The 16,498-nt window shown below is 73.0% G+C and carries 16 protein-coding genes, 1 tRNA gene and 1 pseudogene; 3 read left to right on the top strand and 15 right to left on the bottom strand.

What is annotated here, in order from left to right; translation table 11 throughout:
- Positions 1 to 43 precede the first annotated feature (43 nt).
- Both P0R35_RS14240 and P0R35_RS14235 read left to right on the top strand, forming a co-directional pair.
- A complete protein-coding gene (locus tag P0R35_RS14240) occupies positions 44 to 448 on the top strand; it encodes a hypothetical protein (RefSeq protein WP_284013075.1) in 405 nt (134 codons plus the stop codon).
- Positions 449 to 615: 167 nt separating this feature from the next.
- Entirely contained in the window at positions 616 to 1,251 is a 636-nt protein-coding gene (locus tag P0R35_RS14235) for a molybdenum cofactor guanylyltransferase (protein ID WP_284013074.1), read from the top strand.
- A gap of 20 nt (positions 1,252 to 1,271) precedes the next feature.
- Here P0R35_RS14235 and yqeC read toward each other — a convergent pair.
- The 13 genes and pseudogenes from yqeC to P0R35_RS14170 all read right to left on the bottom strand — a co-directional run bounded on the left by yqeC (position 1,272) and on the right by P0R35_RS14170 (position 14,794).
- Positions 1,272 to 2,008, bottom strand: a pseudogene (yqeC, locus tag P0R35_RS14230) (selenium cofactor biosynthesis protein YqeC).
- A gap of 6 nt (positions 2,009 to 2,014) precedes the next feature.
- A complete protein-coding gene (locus tag P0R35_RS14225; RefSeq protein ID WP_284013073.1) occupies positions 2,015 to 2,473 on the bottom strand; it encodes a hypothetical protein in 459 nt (152 codons plus the stop codon).
- A 47-nt stretch (positions 2,474 to 2,520) separates the two neighbouring features.
- Complete coding sequence (locus P0R35_RS14220; protein WP_284013072.1) at positions 2,521 to 3,042, bottom strand: redoxin domain-containing protein; 522 nt, start codon at positions 3,040 to 3,042, stop codon at positions 2,521 to 2,523.
- A 119-nt stretch (positions 3,043 to 3,161) separates the two neighbouring features.
- Positions 3,162 to 3,389 carry a hypothetical protein gene (locus tag P0R35_RS14215; RefSeq protein ID WP_284013071.1) on the bottom strand — a complete coding sequence of 76 codons (228 nt, stop codon included), beginning with the start codon at positions 3,387 to 3,389 and terminating at the stop codon, positions 3,162 to 3,164.
- Positions 3,390 to 3,492: 103 nt separating this feature from the next.
- Positions 3,493 to 5,196, bottom strand: a complete 1,704-nt coding sequence (locus P0R35_RS14210) for a hydantoinase B/oxoprolinase family protein (protein WP_284014656.1) — start codon at positions 5,194 to 5,196, stop codon at positions 3,493 to 3,495.
- An 86-nt stretch (positions 5,197 to 5,282) separates the two neighbouring features.
- The gene (locus P0R35_RS14205) at positions 5,283 to 7,343 is read right to left on the bottom strand and encodes a hydantoinase/oxoprolinase family protein (RefSeq protein ID WP_284013070.1); all 2,061 of its coding nucleotides are present in this window, start codon (positions 7,341 to 7,343) and stop codon (positions 5,283 to 5,285) included.
- Between the two features lie 58 nt (positions 7,344 to 7,401).
- Entirely contained in the window at positions 7,402 to 7,830 is a 429-nt protein-coding gene (locus tag P0R35_RS14200) for an SHOCT domain-containing protein (protein ID WP_284013069.1), read from the bottom strand.
- Positions 7,831 to 7,881: 51 nt separating this feature from the next.
- Entirely contained in the window at positions 7,882 to 9,648 is a 1,767-nt protein-coding gene (gene arcS, locus P0R35_RS14195; RefSeq protein ID WP_284013068.1) for an archaeosine synthase subunit alpha, read from the bottom strand.
- 24 nt (positions 9,649 to 9,672) lie between these two features.
- Positions 9,673 to 11,208 (bottom strand): tRNA guanosine(15) transglycosylase TgtA, encoded by a 1,536-nt coding sequence (gene tgtA, locus P0R35_RS14190; RefSeq protein WP_284013067.1) that lies wholly within the window; start codon positions 11,206 to 11,208, stop codon positions 9,673 to 9,675.
- 95 nt (positions 11,209 to 11,303) lie between these two features.
- Positions 11,304 to 12,071 carry a CPBP family intramembrane glutamic endopeptidase gene (locus tag P0R35_RS14185; protein WP_284013066.1) on the bottom strand — a complete coding sequence of 256 codons (768 nt, stop codon included), beginning with the start codon at positions 12,069 to 12,071 and terminating at the stop codon, positions 11,304 to 11,306.
- 142 nt (positions 12,072 to 12,213) lie between these two features.
- Complete coding sequence (locus tag P0R35_RS14180; RefSeq protein WP_284013065.1) at positions 12,214 to 12,822, bottom strand: NUDIX hydrolase; 609 nt, start codon at positions 12,820 to 12,822, stop codon at positions 12,214 to 12,216.
- A gap of 52 nt (positions 12,823 to 12,874) precedes the next feature.
- Positions 12,875 to 14,209, bottom strand: a complete 1,335-nt coding sequence (locus P0R35_RS14175; protein WP_284013064.1) for an aryl-sulfate sulfotransferase — start codon at positions 14,207 to 14,209, stop codon at positions 12,875 to 12,877.
- A gap of 87 nt (positions 14,210 to 14,296) precedes the next feature.
- Positions 14,297 to 14,794, bottom strand: a complete 498-nt coding sequence (locus P0R35_RS14170) for a P-loop nucleotide/nucleoside kinase family protein (RefSeq protein ID WP_284013063.1) — start codon at positions 14,792 to 14,794, stop codon at positions 14,297 to 14,299.
- Positions 14,795 to 14,939: 145 nt separating this feature from the next.
- On the opposite strand from P0R35_RS14170, the gene P0R35_RS14165 reads away from it, so the two are divergent.
- Positions 14,940 to 15,542 carry a flagellin gene (locus P0R35_RS14165; RefSeq protein WP_284013062.1) on the top strand — a complete coding sequence of 201 codons (603 nt, stop codon included), beginning with the start codon at positions 14,940 to 14,942 and terminating at the stop codon, positions 15,540 to 15,542.
- 196 nt (positions 15,543 to 15,738) lie between these two features.
- On the opposite strand, the gene P0R35_RS14160 is transcribed toward P0R35_RS14165, so the two are convergent.
- Positions 15,739 to 15,811: transfer RNA gene (locus tag P0R35_RS14160), tRNA-Pro, on the bottom strand.
- A gap of 79 nt (positions 15,812 to 15,890) precedes the next feature.
- The gene (gene trmY, locus P0R35_RS14155; RefSeq protein WP_284013061.1) at positions 15,891 to 16,481 is read right to left on the bottom strand and encodes a tRNA (pseudouridine(54)-N(1))-methyltransferase TrmY; all 591 of its coding nucleotides are present in this window, start codon (positions 16,479 to 16,481) and stop codon (positions 15,891 to 15,893) included.
- Between the last annotated feature and the right edge of the window lie 17 nt (positions 16,482 to 16,498).

The raw sequence follows: 16,498 nt of genomic DNA, 5'->3' as shown, positions 1-16,498 counted from the left end.
CCCCGGGCCAACGTATATCGGACTCGGCCGCAGACGGCGGGGTATGCGAATGGAACTCCGGGTGTGCGAGCACTGTCTCGCCGGGGAGCACGGCGACCCCTCCAAGACGGAGGTGTCGAAGGACATGGTGGAGTGCGCCGAGACCGTCCGCGAGTACAAGGACCTCATCGGGCTGGACGCGATCTACGTCACGAGGGTCGGCGAGGGCGACAGCGGCGCCGCACAGGCCCTCCCGGCGGTCGTCGCGAGCATCGAGGGCGACCGGATCCGGCTGTCCGACACCCAACTCGTCATGGAGGACGACGACGGGAACATGCTGGTGTACCCCGAGCCGAAGGACATCCTCGAGGTGCTCGCCCGCAACGTCCGGCAGATCGCCACCCACACGAGCGACGACGTGGCCGTCGAGTTGAGCGAGGAGGCGCTGGACCTCGGCGTCGACGTCTGAGCCGGGGTCGGTTCCCCGTCGACGGCCGACGGCCGACAGCCGACGGCGGTTCCGAGCGGGCCGAGCGCGAACCGGAGCGGGTCCGCCGGGCCGCGCGGGTCGGCGTTCGCGAGGGGTGCCGGGGGTGACCCGCGGGTGTTTTCACGGCCCGTCGACCACGGTCGGACGTGTCCCGGTACGCCGCGGTGGTCGCCGGCGGGCGCTCGACCCGCTTCGGCGACCGCGACAAGGCCGTCGCCGACCTCGCGGGCGTCCCGATGATCCGCCGCGTCGCCGACCGCCTCGTCGACGCCGTCGACGGCGTCGTCGTCAACTGCCGGCCCGACCAGCGGGACGCCATCGAGGCGGCGATGGCCGACTACCCGCTCCCGGTGCGCTACGCCGAGGACCCCGTCCCCGACGAGGGGCCGATGGCCGGCATCCGCACCGCCTGCCGCGGCGTCGAGGCGTGGGGCGGCCCCGACGCGCCGGCGTTCGTCGTCGCCTGCGACATGCCGTTCGTCGACCCGACGCTCGCGACGGCGCTGTTCGACCGGCTCGCCGCGGGGTACGACGCGGTGGTCCCCCGCGTCGACGACGAGTGGTTCCAGACGACACAGGCCGTCTACCGCGCGGGACCGATGGCCGACGCGTGCGACGCCGCGCTCGACCGGGGCGACCGGAAGGTCCTCGCGCCCCTGTTCGAGTTGGCGTACGCCGAGTTCGGCGCCGACGACCTCCGGGCGCTCGGCGTCGACGAGCGGACGTTCGAGAACCTGAACGACCGTGCGGAGTTCGAGGCGGCCGCCGCGGCGTTCGAGTAGCCCGCGGATCGACCGGCCGCTCAGGGCTCGACCACGTCGACGACGCGCCCCTCGCCCATCGCCGCGAGGACGACGCGGTCGAGCCGCCCCGCCGCGTCCGCCTCGAACGCCGCCGCGGCGATCGCCCGCCCGACCGCCTCGTCGGCGTCGTCGTCGACCTTGTTCACCAGCGCGACCGCCGCGGCGTCGGCGGGCACGCCCTTCAGCCCACCCGCGGGCGAGGCGAGCACGCGCCCGACCGTCTCGGCGGTGACCGCGTCGCCGACGGAGCGGTCGGTGATCGCGGCGACGCGCTCGGGCCGGTGGACGCGCTCGTCGGTGAGCGGTTCGCCGACGACGTGCGCCGAGGCGATGGGCACGACCGCGTCGGCGCCGGCGGGGATCTGCGGCTCGCGGTCGTTCGGCGCCTTGAACTCGCGCATCCGGGCGCCGTCGGCTTTCACGAGGACGGGGCCGTCGTGGGCGGCCGCGAGGTCGTCGACGACGCTCGGCTCGTAGCCGAGGTATCGGTCGTCGCGCTCGCGCTCGGGGACGAGCCCGAGGGGAAGTCGTCTGGCGTCGCGTCCGCGAGCGCGTCGACCGGGTCGGCGGTCACGGCGACGCGCGCGACGTGCTCGTCGAAGACGGGGATGCGGACCGTCGCGGTGACGACCGCGCGGTCGAGGCGGTCGGCGAGCGTGTACAGCGTCGTCTTCTTGCCGCCGGCGCCGACGACGCAGACGAGGCCCTCCGTCGGGAGGGCGTCCTCGGGAGTCACGTCCGATCAGTTCGTCGCCGGCGCCGAGTAGCTTGCGTCGCGAGCGACCGACAGCGCCGCGCCGGCGACGCCACCCGCGACGAACGGGACGCTGCGCACGAGTATCGCGGCGACCGCGACGAGCGCCTGTCCGCTCCAGTCGTCCACGAGGAACCGGGACGCGAGGAGTCCCGCGGCGAACCCGACGACGGCGGCGACGGCGAACACGGCGGCGGTGCGTGCGACGGCCTCGGGACTCGGCTCGCGCATCCCGGCGGCGTACCCCGCGACGCCGGCCACGACCGCGCTCACGCCAGCGGTGAGGGCGCTGGCGGCGGTGAGCAGCCAGACCGTGTCGCCGGAGAGGTCGATCAGCGTGGGGACGAACGCTTGGACGGTGCCGACGACCGCAGCGACGGCGGCCGCCGCGAGTGCGAACAGGAGCTGTCGGCCGGGACCGCCGGTCGCGTCTGTGGTGGAGGACATCGTCCGCGGATACCTGCGTCGACTGACAAGTGTTGCGGTCGCGCCGGCTACTCGCCGGCGGCCGCCTCGGCGACGGCCGCCTCGACCGCGTCGGTGTCGGGGAACGTCAGCGGCTCCGTCGCCTTCCACGTGTACGTCACCGTCCCGGACGGGTCGACGACGAACACGGCGCGGTTCGCGATGCCCCGCATGATCCCCTCCGCGCGGCGCACGCCGAAGTCCGCGACGACGGAGTTGTTGAACCCCGAGACGAGCGGGTACTGGATGTCGTGCTCGTCCATGAACGCCAACAGCGACCACGGCGTGTCGGCGCTGACGCCGTACAGCGGGGCGTCGAGGTCGGCGAGGTCCGCCTTCCAGTCGCGCAGTTCGCACAGCTCCTGCGTGCAGGTGCGCGAGAACACGCCCGGGTAGAAGGCGAGCACGACCGGGCCGTCGGCGAGCGCGTCGGCCAGCGAGAACTCGGCCACGTCGTCGCCGGTGTAGGAGCCGCGGTCGGTGCTGGCGGCGGCCTCGGGGGTCGCCATCGGTGCCGTCACGTCGGGGGCGTCGTCGCCGACTTCGAGCATACGCCTACCCACCGGCGCGGGGGGGTAAACACTTCGTGCCGCGGCGACGGGTTGCCGGCGGCGACACCGTCCCGGCGACGACGCCGTACTGAAGCCGGCGTCACACGACGCGGCCGCCGTCAGATCCCGCCCAGCGCGATCCCGATCCCGTACAGGACGATGACCGCGCCGCCGAGACGACCGATCAGGATCGACGTCTCGCTCATCTCGATGTCGTCGGGGGTCTGTTTCGTCCCCATCGACTTCACGATCCGATTGAAGCGGTCCACGAGCGGGTGGTTGACGACCGCGAGTCCGCCACCGACGACGAGGATCGCTCCAGCCACGATCCGGAGGGCATCGACCATGCGCCGGTGTCGGCGCTACCGGCCGATAGGCGTTGCCCCCGGTCGCCCCGAGGCGTACCCGCACGGACCGTCGGTCCCGCCCGAGCGACGGCGTTCGGGACGGTCAGTCGTCGCGCTCGGGTCGCCCGGCGCTCGGCTCCGAGTCCTCGTCCTGCTCTTCGCCCGTGGCCTCGTACCCGTACTGCTCGCGCGCCGCCTCGGGCGTCAGTTTCCCGAGTCGCAGGTCGCGCTCGACGGCGTCGGCGTCGCGGTCGGCGGGGTCGCCGTACCCCCCGCCGCCGGGCGTGCGGACGCTGACGACGGAGCCGGCGGGCAGATCGCGCGTGTGCTTCGCGGGCAGCTTCTCCAGCTCCTCGCCGTCCTCGTCGACGAGGTACGCCGCGCCGTTGGTACCCTCGCCGCCGCCGGCGAGCCCGTACGGGTGCGACTCGTGGCGCTCGGCGAGCAGGCTGACGCGGGCGGTGTGGTCGCGCACGCGGATGTCCCGGCGCAGCCCCAGTCCGCCGCGGGAGGCGCCGGCGCCGCCGGAGTCGGGCCGGAGTGCGTACCGCTCGACGCGGAGCGGGTACGCCGTCTCCAGCACCTCGGCGGGCGTGTTCAGCGTGTTGCTCATGTGGACGTGGACGCCGTCCATCCCGTCGCCGCCGGCGCGGCCGCCGAAGCCGCCGCCCTGCGTCTCGTAGAACGCGTACGGCGAGCCGTCCCGCGGGTCGGTGCCGCCGAGCGTGACGTTGTTCATCGTCCCCTGCCCCGCGGCGGCGACGGCCTCGGGCGCCGCCTGCGCGAGCGCGCCCAGCACCGTGTCGGTGACGCGCTGGCTCGTCTCCAAGTTGCCGCCGACGACCGCCGCGGGCGGCTCGGGGTTGACGATGGTGCCCTCGGGGGCGACGATGTCGATGGGGCGGTAGCAGCCGTGGTTCGGCGGGATGTCCGGGTCCGTCACGCAGCGCACGGCGTAGTACGTCGCCGACGCGGTCACCGCGAGCACGGCGTTGACCGGGCCGTCGGTCTGGGCGGCGGTGCCGGTGAAGTCGACGGTCACCGCGTCGCCGTCGACGGTGAGCGTCACCTCGACCGCGAGGTCCTCGTTGCCGCGGCCGTCGTCGTCGAGCGCGTCGGCGAACTCGTAGGTGCCGTCGGGCAACTCGGCGAGCTCGGCGCGCATCCGGCGTTCGGAGTAGTCGTTGATCGCTTCGAGGGCGGGCGCGAGGTCGTCGCCGTGTTCGGCGGCCAGCTCGCGGAATCGCCGGCGCCCGGTCGCGTTCGCCGCCACCTGCGCGCGGAGGTCGCCGCGGCGCTCCTCGGGCGTCCGGACGTTCGCGAGGATCATCGAGAGCACGTCCTCGCGCACCTCGCCGACCGGCGTGCCGTCCTCGGCGACCGCGCCGGTGCCCGCCTCGAACTTCACCGGCGGGATGCGCAGGCCCTCCTGGTAGATCTCGGTGGAGTCGGCCGCCACGGAGCCGGCCGTCGACCCCCCGATGTCGGCGTGGTGGGCGCGGTTCGCGGCGAACGCGATCACCGCGTCGCCGTCGGCGTCGTGGATCGGCGTCACCAGCGTCAGGTCCGGGAGGTGCGCGCCGCCCCGGAACGGGTCGTTGAGCAGCACCGAGTCGCCCGGCGACAGCGTCTCCGGCGGGAACGCCTCGACGGCGGCGGCGACGGAGTACGGCATCGCGCCGAGGTGGACCGGCATCGTCTCCGCCTGCGCGATCATCTCGCCGTCGGCGTCGAACAGCGCCGTCGAGCAGTCCCGTCGCTCCTTGATGTTCGGCGAGTAGCCCGTCCGCACGAGCGTCGCGTTCATCTCCTCGGCCACGGCCTCGCAGCCGTTGCGGATCACTTCGAGGGTGACGGAGTCGACGCCGGCGTCGGCGTCGTCGTTCCCGGCGGTCACTCGTCGTCACCTCCGGTGTCGACGACGAGGTTCGCGTCGCCGTCGACGCGCGCCCGCTGGCCGGGGTGGACGACGACGGTGCTCTCCGTCCCCTCCACCACCGCGGGGCCGTCGACGCTCGCGTCCGTCGGCAGCAGGCCGCGGTCGTACACCGGCGTGTCGTGGTCGCCGTCGGCGAAGCCGACCCGGCGGGTCCCGGTGACCGCGTCGTCGGGGTCGCCGGCGCGGTCCGCGACGGCCAACTCCGGCGGCTCGACGAGCCCCCGCGCCCGCAGCCTGACGGTCACCAACTCGACCGGCTCCCCGGGGGAGGCGTGGCCGTACCGCCGCTCGTGGGCCGCGTGGAACCGCTCCGCGACGGCCGCGAGTTCGTCGCTCGTGAGGTCGCCCTCGACGGGCACCGACAGGTCGAACGACTGCCCGGCGTACCGGAGGTCGAGCGTGCGCTCGAACGCCGTCTCGTCGGCCGTGCGGCCGGCGTCGCGCAGTTCCGCGCGACCCTCGGCCTCGAACCCGGCGAACGCCTCGCGGAGCGCCGCGGGGTCGACGTCGTCGAGCCGGCGCACCATCGACGTGGAGTAGTCGTACACCACGTCGCTGATGAGCAGGCCCAGCGCCGACAACACCCCGGCGGCGCGCGGCACGATCACCTCGGGGACGTCCAGCGCGTCCGCGAGGGCGGTCGCGTGGAGCGGCCCGGCGCCGCCGAAGGCGACGAGGGCGAACTCGCGGGGGTCGTAGCCGCGCTCGACGCTGACGACGCGGAGCGCCCGGCGCATGTTCGCGTTCGCCACGTCCAACACGCCGCGGGCGGCCGCCTCCGTCGCGTCGGGGTCGTCGGCGACCGCCTCCGCCAGCGGGGCGAACGCGTCGCGGACCGCGTCGGCGTCGCGGGCGAGCGCGTCCGACAGGAACCCGGAGGGGTCGATGCGGCCGAGCACGAGGTGGGCGTCGGTGACGGTCGGCGCGGTGCCGCCGCGGTTGTAGCAGACCGGGCCGGGTTGGGCGCCCGCGGAGCGCGGGCCGACGCGCAGGGCGCCGCCGGTGTCGACGTAGCCGATCGAGCCGCCGCCGGCGCCGACGGTGTGGATGTCGACCGTCGGCACGGAGACCGGGTAGTCGCCCACCACGGTGTCGGTGGTGACGAGCGGGTCGCCGTCGCGCACGAGGCTCACGTCGCAGGAGGTGCCGCCCATGTCCATCGTGATCAGGTCCGAGACGCCGCGGCGGCCGGCGACGTGGGTCGCGCCGCGCACGCCCGCCGCGGGGCCCGAGAGGAGGGTGTCGACCGGGCGCTCGCGGGCGGCCGCGGCGGCCATCAGGCCGCCGTTCGACCCCATCACCCGCAGCGGCGCGTCGACGCCCAGCTCGGCGACGCTGTCGGCGAGCGAGCCGAGGTACGCGTCCATCACGGGCTTGAGCGCGGCGTTCATCGCGGTGGTGAGGGTGCGCTCGTACTCGCGGATCTCCGGGAGCACGTCCGACGAGAGCGAGACGCTGGCGTCGACGCCCTCCGCGCGGAGGATCTCGCGGACGCGACGCTCGTGGTCGGGGCGCTCGAACGAGAAGAGGAGCGAGACGGCGAGGCTCTCGACGCCCGACTCGCGGAGGTCGGCCGCGAGGTCGCGGACGGCGGCCTCGTCCAGTTCGCGCAGGACGTCGCCGCGTTCGTCGACGCGCTCGGGCACCTCGAACCGGCGGTCGCGGGGGACCACCGGGTCGGGCTTCGTCGCGTCGAAGTCGTAGATGTCCGGGCGGGTCTGGCGGCCGATCTCGACGGCGTCGCGGAACCCCTCGGTGGCGAGGAGGGCGGTGTCGGCCCACTCGCCCTCCAGCACCGCGTTCGTCGCGACGGTCGTCCCGTGGCCGAGGAAGCCGACCTCGGACAGCGGCGCGTCGAGGGCGCGCAGGCCCGCGACGACGCCCTCGTCGGGCGCGGCCGGGGTCGAGGGCGTCTTGTCGACGCGGATCCGGCCGTCGCGGACCGTGACGAGGTCCGTGAACGTGCCGCCCACGTCGACGCCGACGCGGGTGGCCGGCGCGTGGTCGTCGGTCATACCCGTGGGTACGGGGGCTCGGTTGTAGGCGTTCGCTTCGCGGTCGGCGGCGCCTCGGTCAGCGCTCGAACTCGAAGTCGGCCTCGCGCTCCGCGTCGGCGTCGCGGTCGCGCTGCCGCACGCGCTCGCGGGCGGTCGCCGCGTCGACGCCCTCCGTGTCCAGCAGGAGGTCGAGCCGGCGCTCGAACTCCTCCTCGTCGATGTCGCCGGCGGCGTAGCGCCGACGCAGCCGGTCGACCGGGTCGGTCGCGGCGTCACGCGCGGGTTCGGGGTCCGACTGCCGGGCGGGCTGCGCGTCCGTCTCGTCGGGGACGAGCACCTCGCCGAGGATCGCCGACAGCGGCGTGAGGAGGAGCCAGCCGACGACGGCGACGATCGGGACGAGGCTCCCGAACCCGAGGATCGCCGTCAGCGCGACGATCGCGAGCGTGGCGACCGCGATGATCCCGGGCGCGGCGTCGACGAGGTCGCGAGTTCGCTCGTTCACACCGACGAGGCGGCGACGGAGCGTAAGAAGGTGCCGGCGTCGATACGGGGGCTACAGCTCCTCGCTGTGGCGCACGTCGACGGCGATCCCGCGGGTGGACGAGCGCATCTCCGCGCCGTGCATCTCCGCGCGGCCGACGGCGAACGCCGTCGGCCCCTCGACGACGACCTCGTCGCCGACGCGGATGTCGTCGTCCGCGTCGACGACGCCCGGGGCGAGCACGCTCCCCTGCGGCACGAACGCGTCGATCTCGACGGTCTTGGTCGGCGCGTCGCTGTCGACCCACCGGCGGGCGCCCGCGAGCGTGAACGCCAGCGCGCCGTAGGTGGGCACCATCGTCGCGAGCAGCTCCTCGTCGTCGTCGCGCACCTGCAGTTTGGGGTACCGCGAGCGCGTGTTCAGTTCGTCGAACAGGTCGTCGCCCGCGCCGTCGCCGAGCATGTAGTCGGCGAGGGCGCGCACCGTGTTGTGCTCGCGCTCCCGCTTCGTGTACTTCAGCTCGCCGTCGAGCGTCGACATGAGGTTCCCGATGGACTCGGTCGTCGTCGGGTGGTCCTCGACGGTGTACTCGAACGGCACGTCCACCTGTGCCTCGACGCGCTCGCAGATGTCGCGGTAGCCGTCCGCGGGGACGTGCGCGACGACGCGCGGGTACTCGTTGCGCTCCAAGTAGCGCTTCAGTACCTCGGCGACGAACTGCTTCTCGTCTTCGGACCACCGCCCCGTGACGACGGTGTCGTAGTGCTGGGCGGGGTAGGTGAGTTCGAGTTCCTGCGGGACGACCCCGATGGGCGAGGTCATCGACGCGAGGTGCGCGCGGAACTGGATGGCGTCGTGGAACTGGCCGTGGCTCTGACTCTCGGAGTACGGCTTCTTCGCCGAGCACGGGACGAGCACGAGCGGGTTCCGGAAGCGGTTCACGTAGCGGTCCGTGACGCGCTCGGCGAACCGCTGGATCTCCGGGCGGCGGATGGTGTCGCTCGTCGCCGCCGACAGCTCGTTGTTGCGGGCGACGGGCGCGCGCGCCTCGACGTAGCCGTACTGCTGGTCCAGCTCGCGGAACGTCGCCGTGAGCCACTGCTCGTGGCGGGCCTGCCCCTCGACGTAGTCGCGGAGGCGCCCCTCGCGGATGCGGCGGCGCACGCGGCGAAGCTCCGCCGCCAGCGCGTTGACGTTGTGCTCCTCGCAGGCGGCGCGGTCGAACTCCTCGCGGGGCACCTGACACGCCGGGCACGAGCAGGGGAGTTCGTCGAGGTCCTCCAGGAAGCGCTCGCCCTCGTCGGTGAGGTACTTCCCTTGGCTCCCCTTCACCCGCGCCCGCTTCGCGTCGACGAGGTCGACGCCAGCGTACACCAGCGTCGCGACGTTCAGCGGCGTGGCGACGCCCGAGCAGTACAGCGCGGTGTCGGCCGGCACGGTCTCGCGCACGTCGACCACGGCCTCGGCGAACGCCGACGCGTGGCCGACGACGCCCTGCGCGTCCGAGAGGACGTACGCGTCCACGGGCGCGTCGGCGGCGCCGCCCACGTCGGGCGCGTCGCTCGGGATCACGGCGGCGCTCGGCCCCCCGATGTCCGGGTAGTCGGCGGCGAACGCGTCGATCACCTCGTCGCGTGTGCCCGCGGGGTACGCGCGGTGGGGGAGGATCGTGAGCACCGCGTCGTCGCCGTCGGGGGTGTCGCGCTCGGCGTTCCACAGCGAGCCGGCGTCGCGCACCACGTCGTCCGCCAGCGCCGGCGTCGTCAGCGGCGACTCGAGGCGCAGTTCCCCGAGGCGGGCCGCCCCGTCCCGCTCGTGGACCTCGAAGTAGTCGGTCATGCTCCGAGGTGTGCGGGCCGGGCGTTATTCGCTTTCGCTTCCGTCCTCGGCGTCGGCGGACGCGACGGCGTCACGGTCGCGGTGGCCGTCGGCCGCGAGGTCTTCGAGCGTCACGGAGTCGGGGACCGCGGCGAGCGCGTCGGCGCCCCAGCCGTCGTGCGCGAGCGTCAGATCCGTGTCGGGGGCGGCCTCGACGAGCGCGCGGATCCCCTCGGCGGCGGCCCGCTCGGCGGCGGCGTCGGTACGGTCGGGCACCTCGGCGGTGAGCGGGTACGTCTCCGAGAGCGCCCGCGGGAACGGCCCGAACGGGGGGACGACGCGCCACACCGCGTCGTAGTCGTGGTCGGAGGGCGTGCCGTACTCCGTACACAGCAGGCGGTCGGGCACCGACAGCCGCGCGAGCCGGTCGTGGTGGCGGCGCACCTCCGGCCGGCGCGCCGACTCGTGGGAGACCGAGAAGAAGGTGCCCTTGGAGGCGCTGTCGATACGCTCCAGTTGGTCGGCGTGTTCGAGGAGGGCGCGGTAGCCGTCGGCCATCGCGGGGTGGCCGCGGGCGCGCTTCTCGACGAGTTCGAGCAGGTCGCCGTCGCGGATGGCCTGCTTCACGCGGCGCAGTTCCTCGAACGTGACGTGGAGGTTGTGCTCTGCGAGCAGCGACTCGCGGTCGTCGTCGCCGGCGGCGCGCAGTTGCTCGGGCGTGTGTGTGTGGCAGATCGGGCACGAACACGGGAGGTAGTCCAGATCCTCCAGCTGCTCGGTGCCCGACACCGTGAGGTAGCGGCCGTCCCGGGCCATCAGCGCGTACGCCGCCGAGTCGAACAGGTCACAGCCGAGCGCGACCGCGAGCGCGAACATCATCGGGTGGCCCGCGCCGAACAGGTGGACCGGGCAGTCCTCCGCGAGGCCGCGCTTGGCGGCGGCGACGGCGTCGACCATGTCGTCGTAGCGGTAGCTGTTCATCATCGGCACGACCGCGCCGACGGGGAACACGTCCAGGTCGGTCGCGGCGGCCTCGCGGCCCGCCCGCTCGCGGAGGTCCGGGTACGTACTCCCCTGCACGGGCGCGTTCACGAGCATGTCGCCGGTGTCGACCGCCTCGGCGTCCGCGAGCGCCTGCCGGGTGACCTCCAGATCGGACTCGGCCTGCTCGCGGCTCGCGTCCGGCGGCGTCGGGATGTCGACCGGGGTGCCGACGTCGCTCCCGATGTCGCGCTGGAACTCGAGGATCTCCGTCGTCGTGGTGTCGATCTCGCCGTACTCGGCCAGTTGGAAGCTGCCCGAGTCGGTCATGATCGCGCCGTCGAAGCCGAGCAGCTCGTGGAGGCCCTCCTCGAGCGCCCGCTCGCGCACGTCGTCGGTCGTGCGGATGATGTAGGAGTTGGTGATCAGCATGTCGGCGCCGAACTCCGAGCGGAGGCGGCCCGGGTCGATCGTCTCGATGTTGGGGTTGATCACCGGGAGGAGGGCGGGGGTCTCGACGGTGACGCCCGCGCGGGGAACGGTCAGCTCCCCGATGCGGCCGGCGGCGTCGTGGTCCCGGATCTCGAAGTGCTCGCGCATTACGCCGAGGTTCCCGGGGACGCGAGTAAGGGTTGCGACACGGCCGTCGCGACGGCGGCGGGCGTGTCGGGCGCGGGGACGGCGACGGCCTCCGTTTACAGCCCGAGCAGCGCGGCCGCCGTGCCGGGGCCGAACTGGGTCGACACGTAGATCGACCCGAAGACGAACGAGTTCCAGATCCCGTGGATGAGCGCCGGGACGACGAGGTTGCGCGTGTACTCGTACACGACGCCGAACACGAGGCTGGGGACGAACAGGATCACGATCGTCGTGCCGCGCGCGCCCAGCGAACCGGTGAGCGCGGTGACGTGGACCGCCGCGAACAGCGCCGCGGTGAGGACGATCGCCGCCCCCGCCGGCAGCGACTCCCGGAGCCGGTTCTGGACGGTCCCCCGGAACAGCGTCTCCTCGCTGGGGCCGATGACGACCAGCGACGCGAGCACCAGCAGCGGCACGATCGAGGGGACGTCCTGCGCGAGTTCGCCGGTGGAGTTGTTCGCGGGCTCGAGCCCGAGCACCTGTGTCACGACCACCGCGGTGCCGAGGGTGAGCACCAACACGGCGAAGAAGCCGGCGACGACGATCCCGACCTCGCGCAGCGAGGGCACCTCGACGCCGAAGTAGTCGCGGATGCCGCCCCAGTCGAACCCCCGCCACCGGAGGTACGCGATCGGGAACCCGATGAACGGGACGTACTGGCCGAGGACGAACAACACGGCGAGGCGTGCGGGAAGCGACGCGACGCCGACGAGCGCGAGCACGAGGATGCCCGCCAGCGAGAGGACGGCGGCGAGCACGGCGCCGCCGATGCCGAGGCCGTAGCCGCTCGCGACGGCGCGGACGTTCGCAGGCACGGTGACCATACCCCGCGTTGGGCCGGGCCGGTCAAGACCCTTGCCGCTCCGGGCGGCCCTTCGCACCTCAAAGCTCCCCCGACCGCCCGCTCCTCGCACCGGGCTCTCCCGCTCCCGCCCGTCGCAGCGGCCCGCCCGCCGCGCCGGGCGGCTACCGCCGCCGGAGTTCGTACATCGCCACCCCCTGCACCGCCCGGCCGTCGCGCACCTCGCCGGCGGCGACCGCCTCGCGGAACGCGTCGTACGCGGCGGTGACGGGCCGGATGCTCTCGTTGAAGTCGAGATCCTGGTCGCTCGCCGGCTCGCAGCCGCGGGCGAGGAAGTAGTGGTGGACGGAGTTGGCGAAGCCGTTCGCCGGCTCGCTGGCGTGCAGCGGCTCGACCGCGTCGGCCTCGTACCCCGTCTCCTCGCGGAGCTCCCGGCGGGCGGCCGTCGCGAGGTCGGCGTCGTCGGCCTCGACGGTGCCCGCGGGCAGCCCCCGGTTCACCCGCCCCACCGCCTGTCGCCACTCCTCGATCAGCACCACGTCGCCGTCGGGCGTGAACGGGAGCACGACGACGGCGGGCGGCTCGTCGACGTAGTGGAAGTCCGTCTCGGTGCCGTCCGGGAGGCGGACGTCGTCGCGGCGGACGTCGAAGCCGGGGCACGAGTAGTCGATGTCGGTGTCGAGCGTCCCCCACGCCAGCGGGTCGGTCGCGTCGTCGGTGTCGGCGGTGTCGGCGGTGTCGGGGTCGACGGCGTCGTCGCCGCGGTCGGTCATACGCCCGGCACCCGGGCGAGCGAGAAAAGCGTGCGGGAGCCGGGACGCCGCGTCAGATCCCGAGCCGGCGGCGCAGCGACACCGCCCCGCCGGCGAGGACGAACGCCAGCGACACGAGCGTGAGGCCGACCTGCGCCTCGCTGAACCACACCGGCGCCCACGGCGCGACCGCCCTGACGCCCACGACGAGCGTCGAGAGGACGGGGACGCCCGACTCCCCGGCCCCGTCGCTCCCCCCGCCCGTCGCCAGCGGGAGGTCGCGCTCGGTGCCCTGGAACTCGCGGGGGACGCGGTCGGCCTCGTACGGGATGCGCTCGGTCGGGTACGTCCAGACGGCGCTCCCGTTCTCGTCGAGTTCGACGATCCGCTTGTTCAGCGTGTCCGTGATCAGCGTGTGGCCGTTCTCCAGCCGGTCGGCGTCGCGCGGCCACCGCAGCGACTGCCCGTCGGCGTGGGTGACCACCCACGCGATCTCCCACTCGCCCGAGGAGGCGTTGCGGTGGAGCTCGACCACGCGGTCGTTGTCGGAGTCGGCCACGAGCACCGCGCCGTCGCCGAGCCACTGCGGGTTGTGCTGGTGGTCGAGGATCGACGGGTCGCCACAGCGCACGTCGCCGTCGCCGTCGGTGTCGCGCAGTTGCCCGTTCCCGGTGCAGGAGGCGTCCGACGAGCCCGCCTCGTCGGCGTTGACGATCTCGACGACCTCGCTCCCGCCGTCGTCGGTGCGCTCGACGATCACGAGTTGGTTCGCGTTGCGGACGGAGACGAGGAACCGGCCGTCGCCGATCCGGTCGATGTCGTTGATGTGGAGCCAGTCGGTGCGGGTCGGGTCCGCGGGCGCGTCGTACAGCGTGGAGGCGTTCCACGTCCACGTCACCGCGCCGTCCTCGACGATCAGGATCCGCTCGTGGTCCATGTCGGTCATGGCGAAGCCGCCGCCGGGGAGCGGTTCGGCGTCGTGGATCTCGCTGTTCGTCTCCGTCCGGACGGGGAAGCCGTACTCCTCGGCCACCGTCGGGCCGCCCTCGGCGTCGGGGTCGAGGAGCCGGAAGCCCGTGTGCGCGCACGGCGACTCGTACGGACCGCAGTCCGCGTACCCCCCGTCCATGAAGCCGGCGAGCACCCGGCCGTCGGGGAGGCGCTGCACGTCGAAGTAGCTGTCCGCGGAGTCCTCGCGCCACTCCACGTCGGTGCCGTTCAGCAGGTAGACGCTCCCGTACTCGTGCCACCCGGGGCCGCCGCCCTGCGAGCCGACGAGGGTGGTGCGCTCGGCGCCGTCGGCCGCGGCCGGGGTCGAGCGGTCCGGCGCGACGAGGGCGCTGCCCGCGACCGTCAGCCCGAACAGGAGCACGCCGACGAGGACCAACTCGACCGCGCGTGTTCTCATCGGCGAACCCGAACCGGGCGCCGAGCAAAAGCCTTCGGTCTCCGTGTCCGGGACCGCCGGACGGAGGGGTCTACCGCCGATACCTTTTCACAAAATCTCGCGCACGCGTGCGAGCGTCGCATCGAGGTCGCCGGAGTTGTCGACGACGATGGGGTCGTCGACCGGTTCGAACTCCTCGCACAGCAGGTCGTACACCGCGACGTCGGCGTCCGACTCGTCGTCCTCGCGAGCGCGGATCCGCGCCTTCGCGGTCGCCTCGTCGCAGGTGACGCGGAGCAGGGTGAAGGGGACGCCGGCGTCGACGGCGACCGTTCTGGCTCGGTCGCGGCGGGCAGCGCGACGGAACGTCCCGTCGAGCACCACCGAGTCCTCCGCGGCCAGTCGCGTCGCCGCGCGGCGGAACACCTCGTCGTAGGTCCGCTGTGACTCCCGGCTGGAGTACGTGGGCTCGGCGACCAGCTCCTTCCGGACGACGTCCGTGCGCACCAGCGTCGCGCCGAGCCGCTCCGCGGCCGCCTCCGCGACCGTGGTCTTGCCCGCTCCGGGCAGTCCGCAGACGACGACGAGCCGCGCTGTGTCCGACATCGGTTCGGTTCCGGGTGTGCCGGCGGCGGGCTAATGTCCGTCGGTTCCGAGCCGTCTGCCGGTCTCGATGTCGATAATCGGGGGCGAACGGTTTACTATCCGGTCGGGAAGGCACAGATATCCCAGTACGGGAGTGGAACACACCATGTTCGAATTCATCACGGACGAGGAAGAGCGCGGGCAAGTGGGGATCGGGACGCTCATCGTGTTCATCGCGATGGTGCTGGTGGCGGCGATCGCCGCCGGCGTCCTGATCAACACCGCGGGCTTCCTCCAGAGCAAGTCGCAAGAGACCGGACAACAGAGCAGCAAGCAGGTGAGCGACCGCGTACAGGAGGTCGCCACCGTCGGGAACGTCAGTAACAACGCGGTCGACTTCGTCAACGTCACCGTGACGCAGGGTGCCGGTTCGGGTGAAATCGACCTCGAGAACACGACCGTCACGTGGATCGGCCCGAGCGGGACCTACCAGTTGATCGCTCACAGCGACTTCGACAACACCTCCGACGCGACGGGCGACGTGTTCACTTACGACGTCGTCAAGGACACGGACACGAGCGCGCCGGTCCTCAACGACAACGACGATCGCCTCCAGTACATCTTCGACGTCAGCGACTTCACCGGCGGGCAGGAACTCGCCGAGGGTGACGAAGTGACGATCAAGATCAACACGATGGCCGGTGCGACGACGAGCATCCGCTTCACGGTGCCCGAGTCGCTCGGACAGAAGGAAGCCGTCGAACTGTAACCGGCATCGGTTCGGACGCGGACCACTTTCTTCGACGTACCGACCGACGTAGCGGTTGCGCCGGGGGCGACCGGCAGTCCGCGGGTCCGCGGAGCCTACACTGCCGCAGTTCGCCGGACCATCTCGTCGAATCCCCGAACCGTCGTCGGGAACGAACGCACTACGCACCGCTCGAGTGTGTAAAAACGCGGGAAAGTGGGCCGGCGCGAATTTGAATCGCGGTTACGGCCACCCGAAGGCCGAAGGATACCAAGCTACCCCACCGGCCCGCACTCCGAGGAACGCCGGGCGCTCTGTTAAGGCTTCCGAACCCCGAGCAGCGTCGCGATCCGGTCGGGGGCCGTGCCGTCAGTAGCGCCTGTAGCCGTCGGTGTCGAGGTAGTTGTTCGCGACGCTGATCGCGTGGTCGGCGTGGATCGCCGCCGGTCCGAGGCGGACACGGCGGTCCGCGCGGTCGGCGAGCAGGTCGCGCTCGGCGTCCGCGAAGTCGGAGTGGTCCGAGAGCACGAACACCGGATCCGCGGGCGGGTCGACCTCGGCGACGGGGTCGCCTTCCTCGTGGAGCTGGACGAGCGTCCCGTCGAGCGCGTCGAGCGTCTCGGCCAACCCCATGCGGTACAGCGACACGCCGGGGGAGACCTCGGCGGGCATGTGGCCGATAGCGTCCTCGCGGGCGTCAACGGCGTCGCGGACGCGCGCGGCGGTCGTCCGCTCGTCGGGGTGGAGGCCGCGGGCGGTCGCGCCGTCGAAACGGACGGTGACCTCGTCCCCGAGCACGAGGTGGACCCGGCTGTCCTCGCGGATCCCGTGGGACAGCAGCAGGCCCGCGTTCACACAGCGACACAACAGGTCGAGCCGCCCGGCCCCGCCCGCGAGGTCGTCGAGGCTGAACTCGGGGGTCGTGGGGGCGTCGTGGCCGCAGACGACGAACTGGCGCATGACCGCGGTCGTGCGCC

Source organism: Halobaculum litoreum (genome assembly GCF_030127125.1).
Classification (GTDB): domain Archaea; phylum Halobacteriota; class Halobacteria; order Halobacteriales; family Haloferacaceae; genus Halobaculum; species Halobaculum litoreum.
Note: the sequence above shows the minus strand (reverse complement) of the source record. Positions and strands in the feature narration are given on the sequence as shown.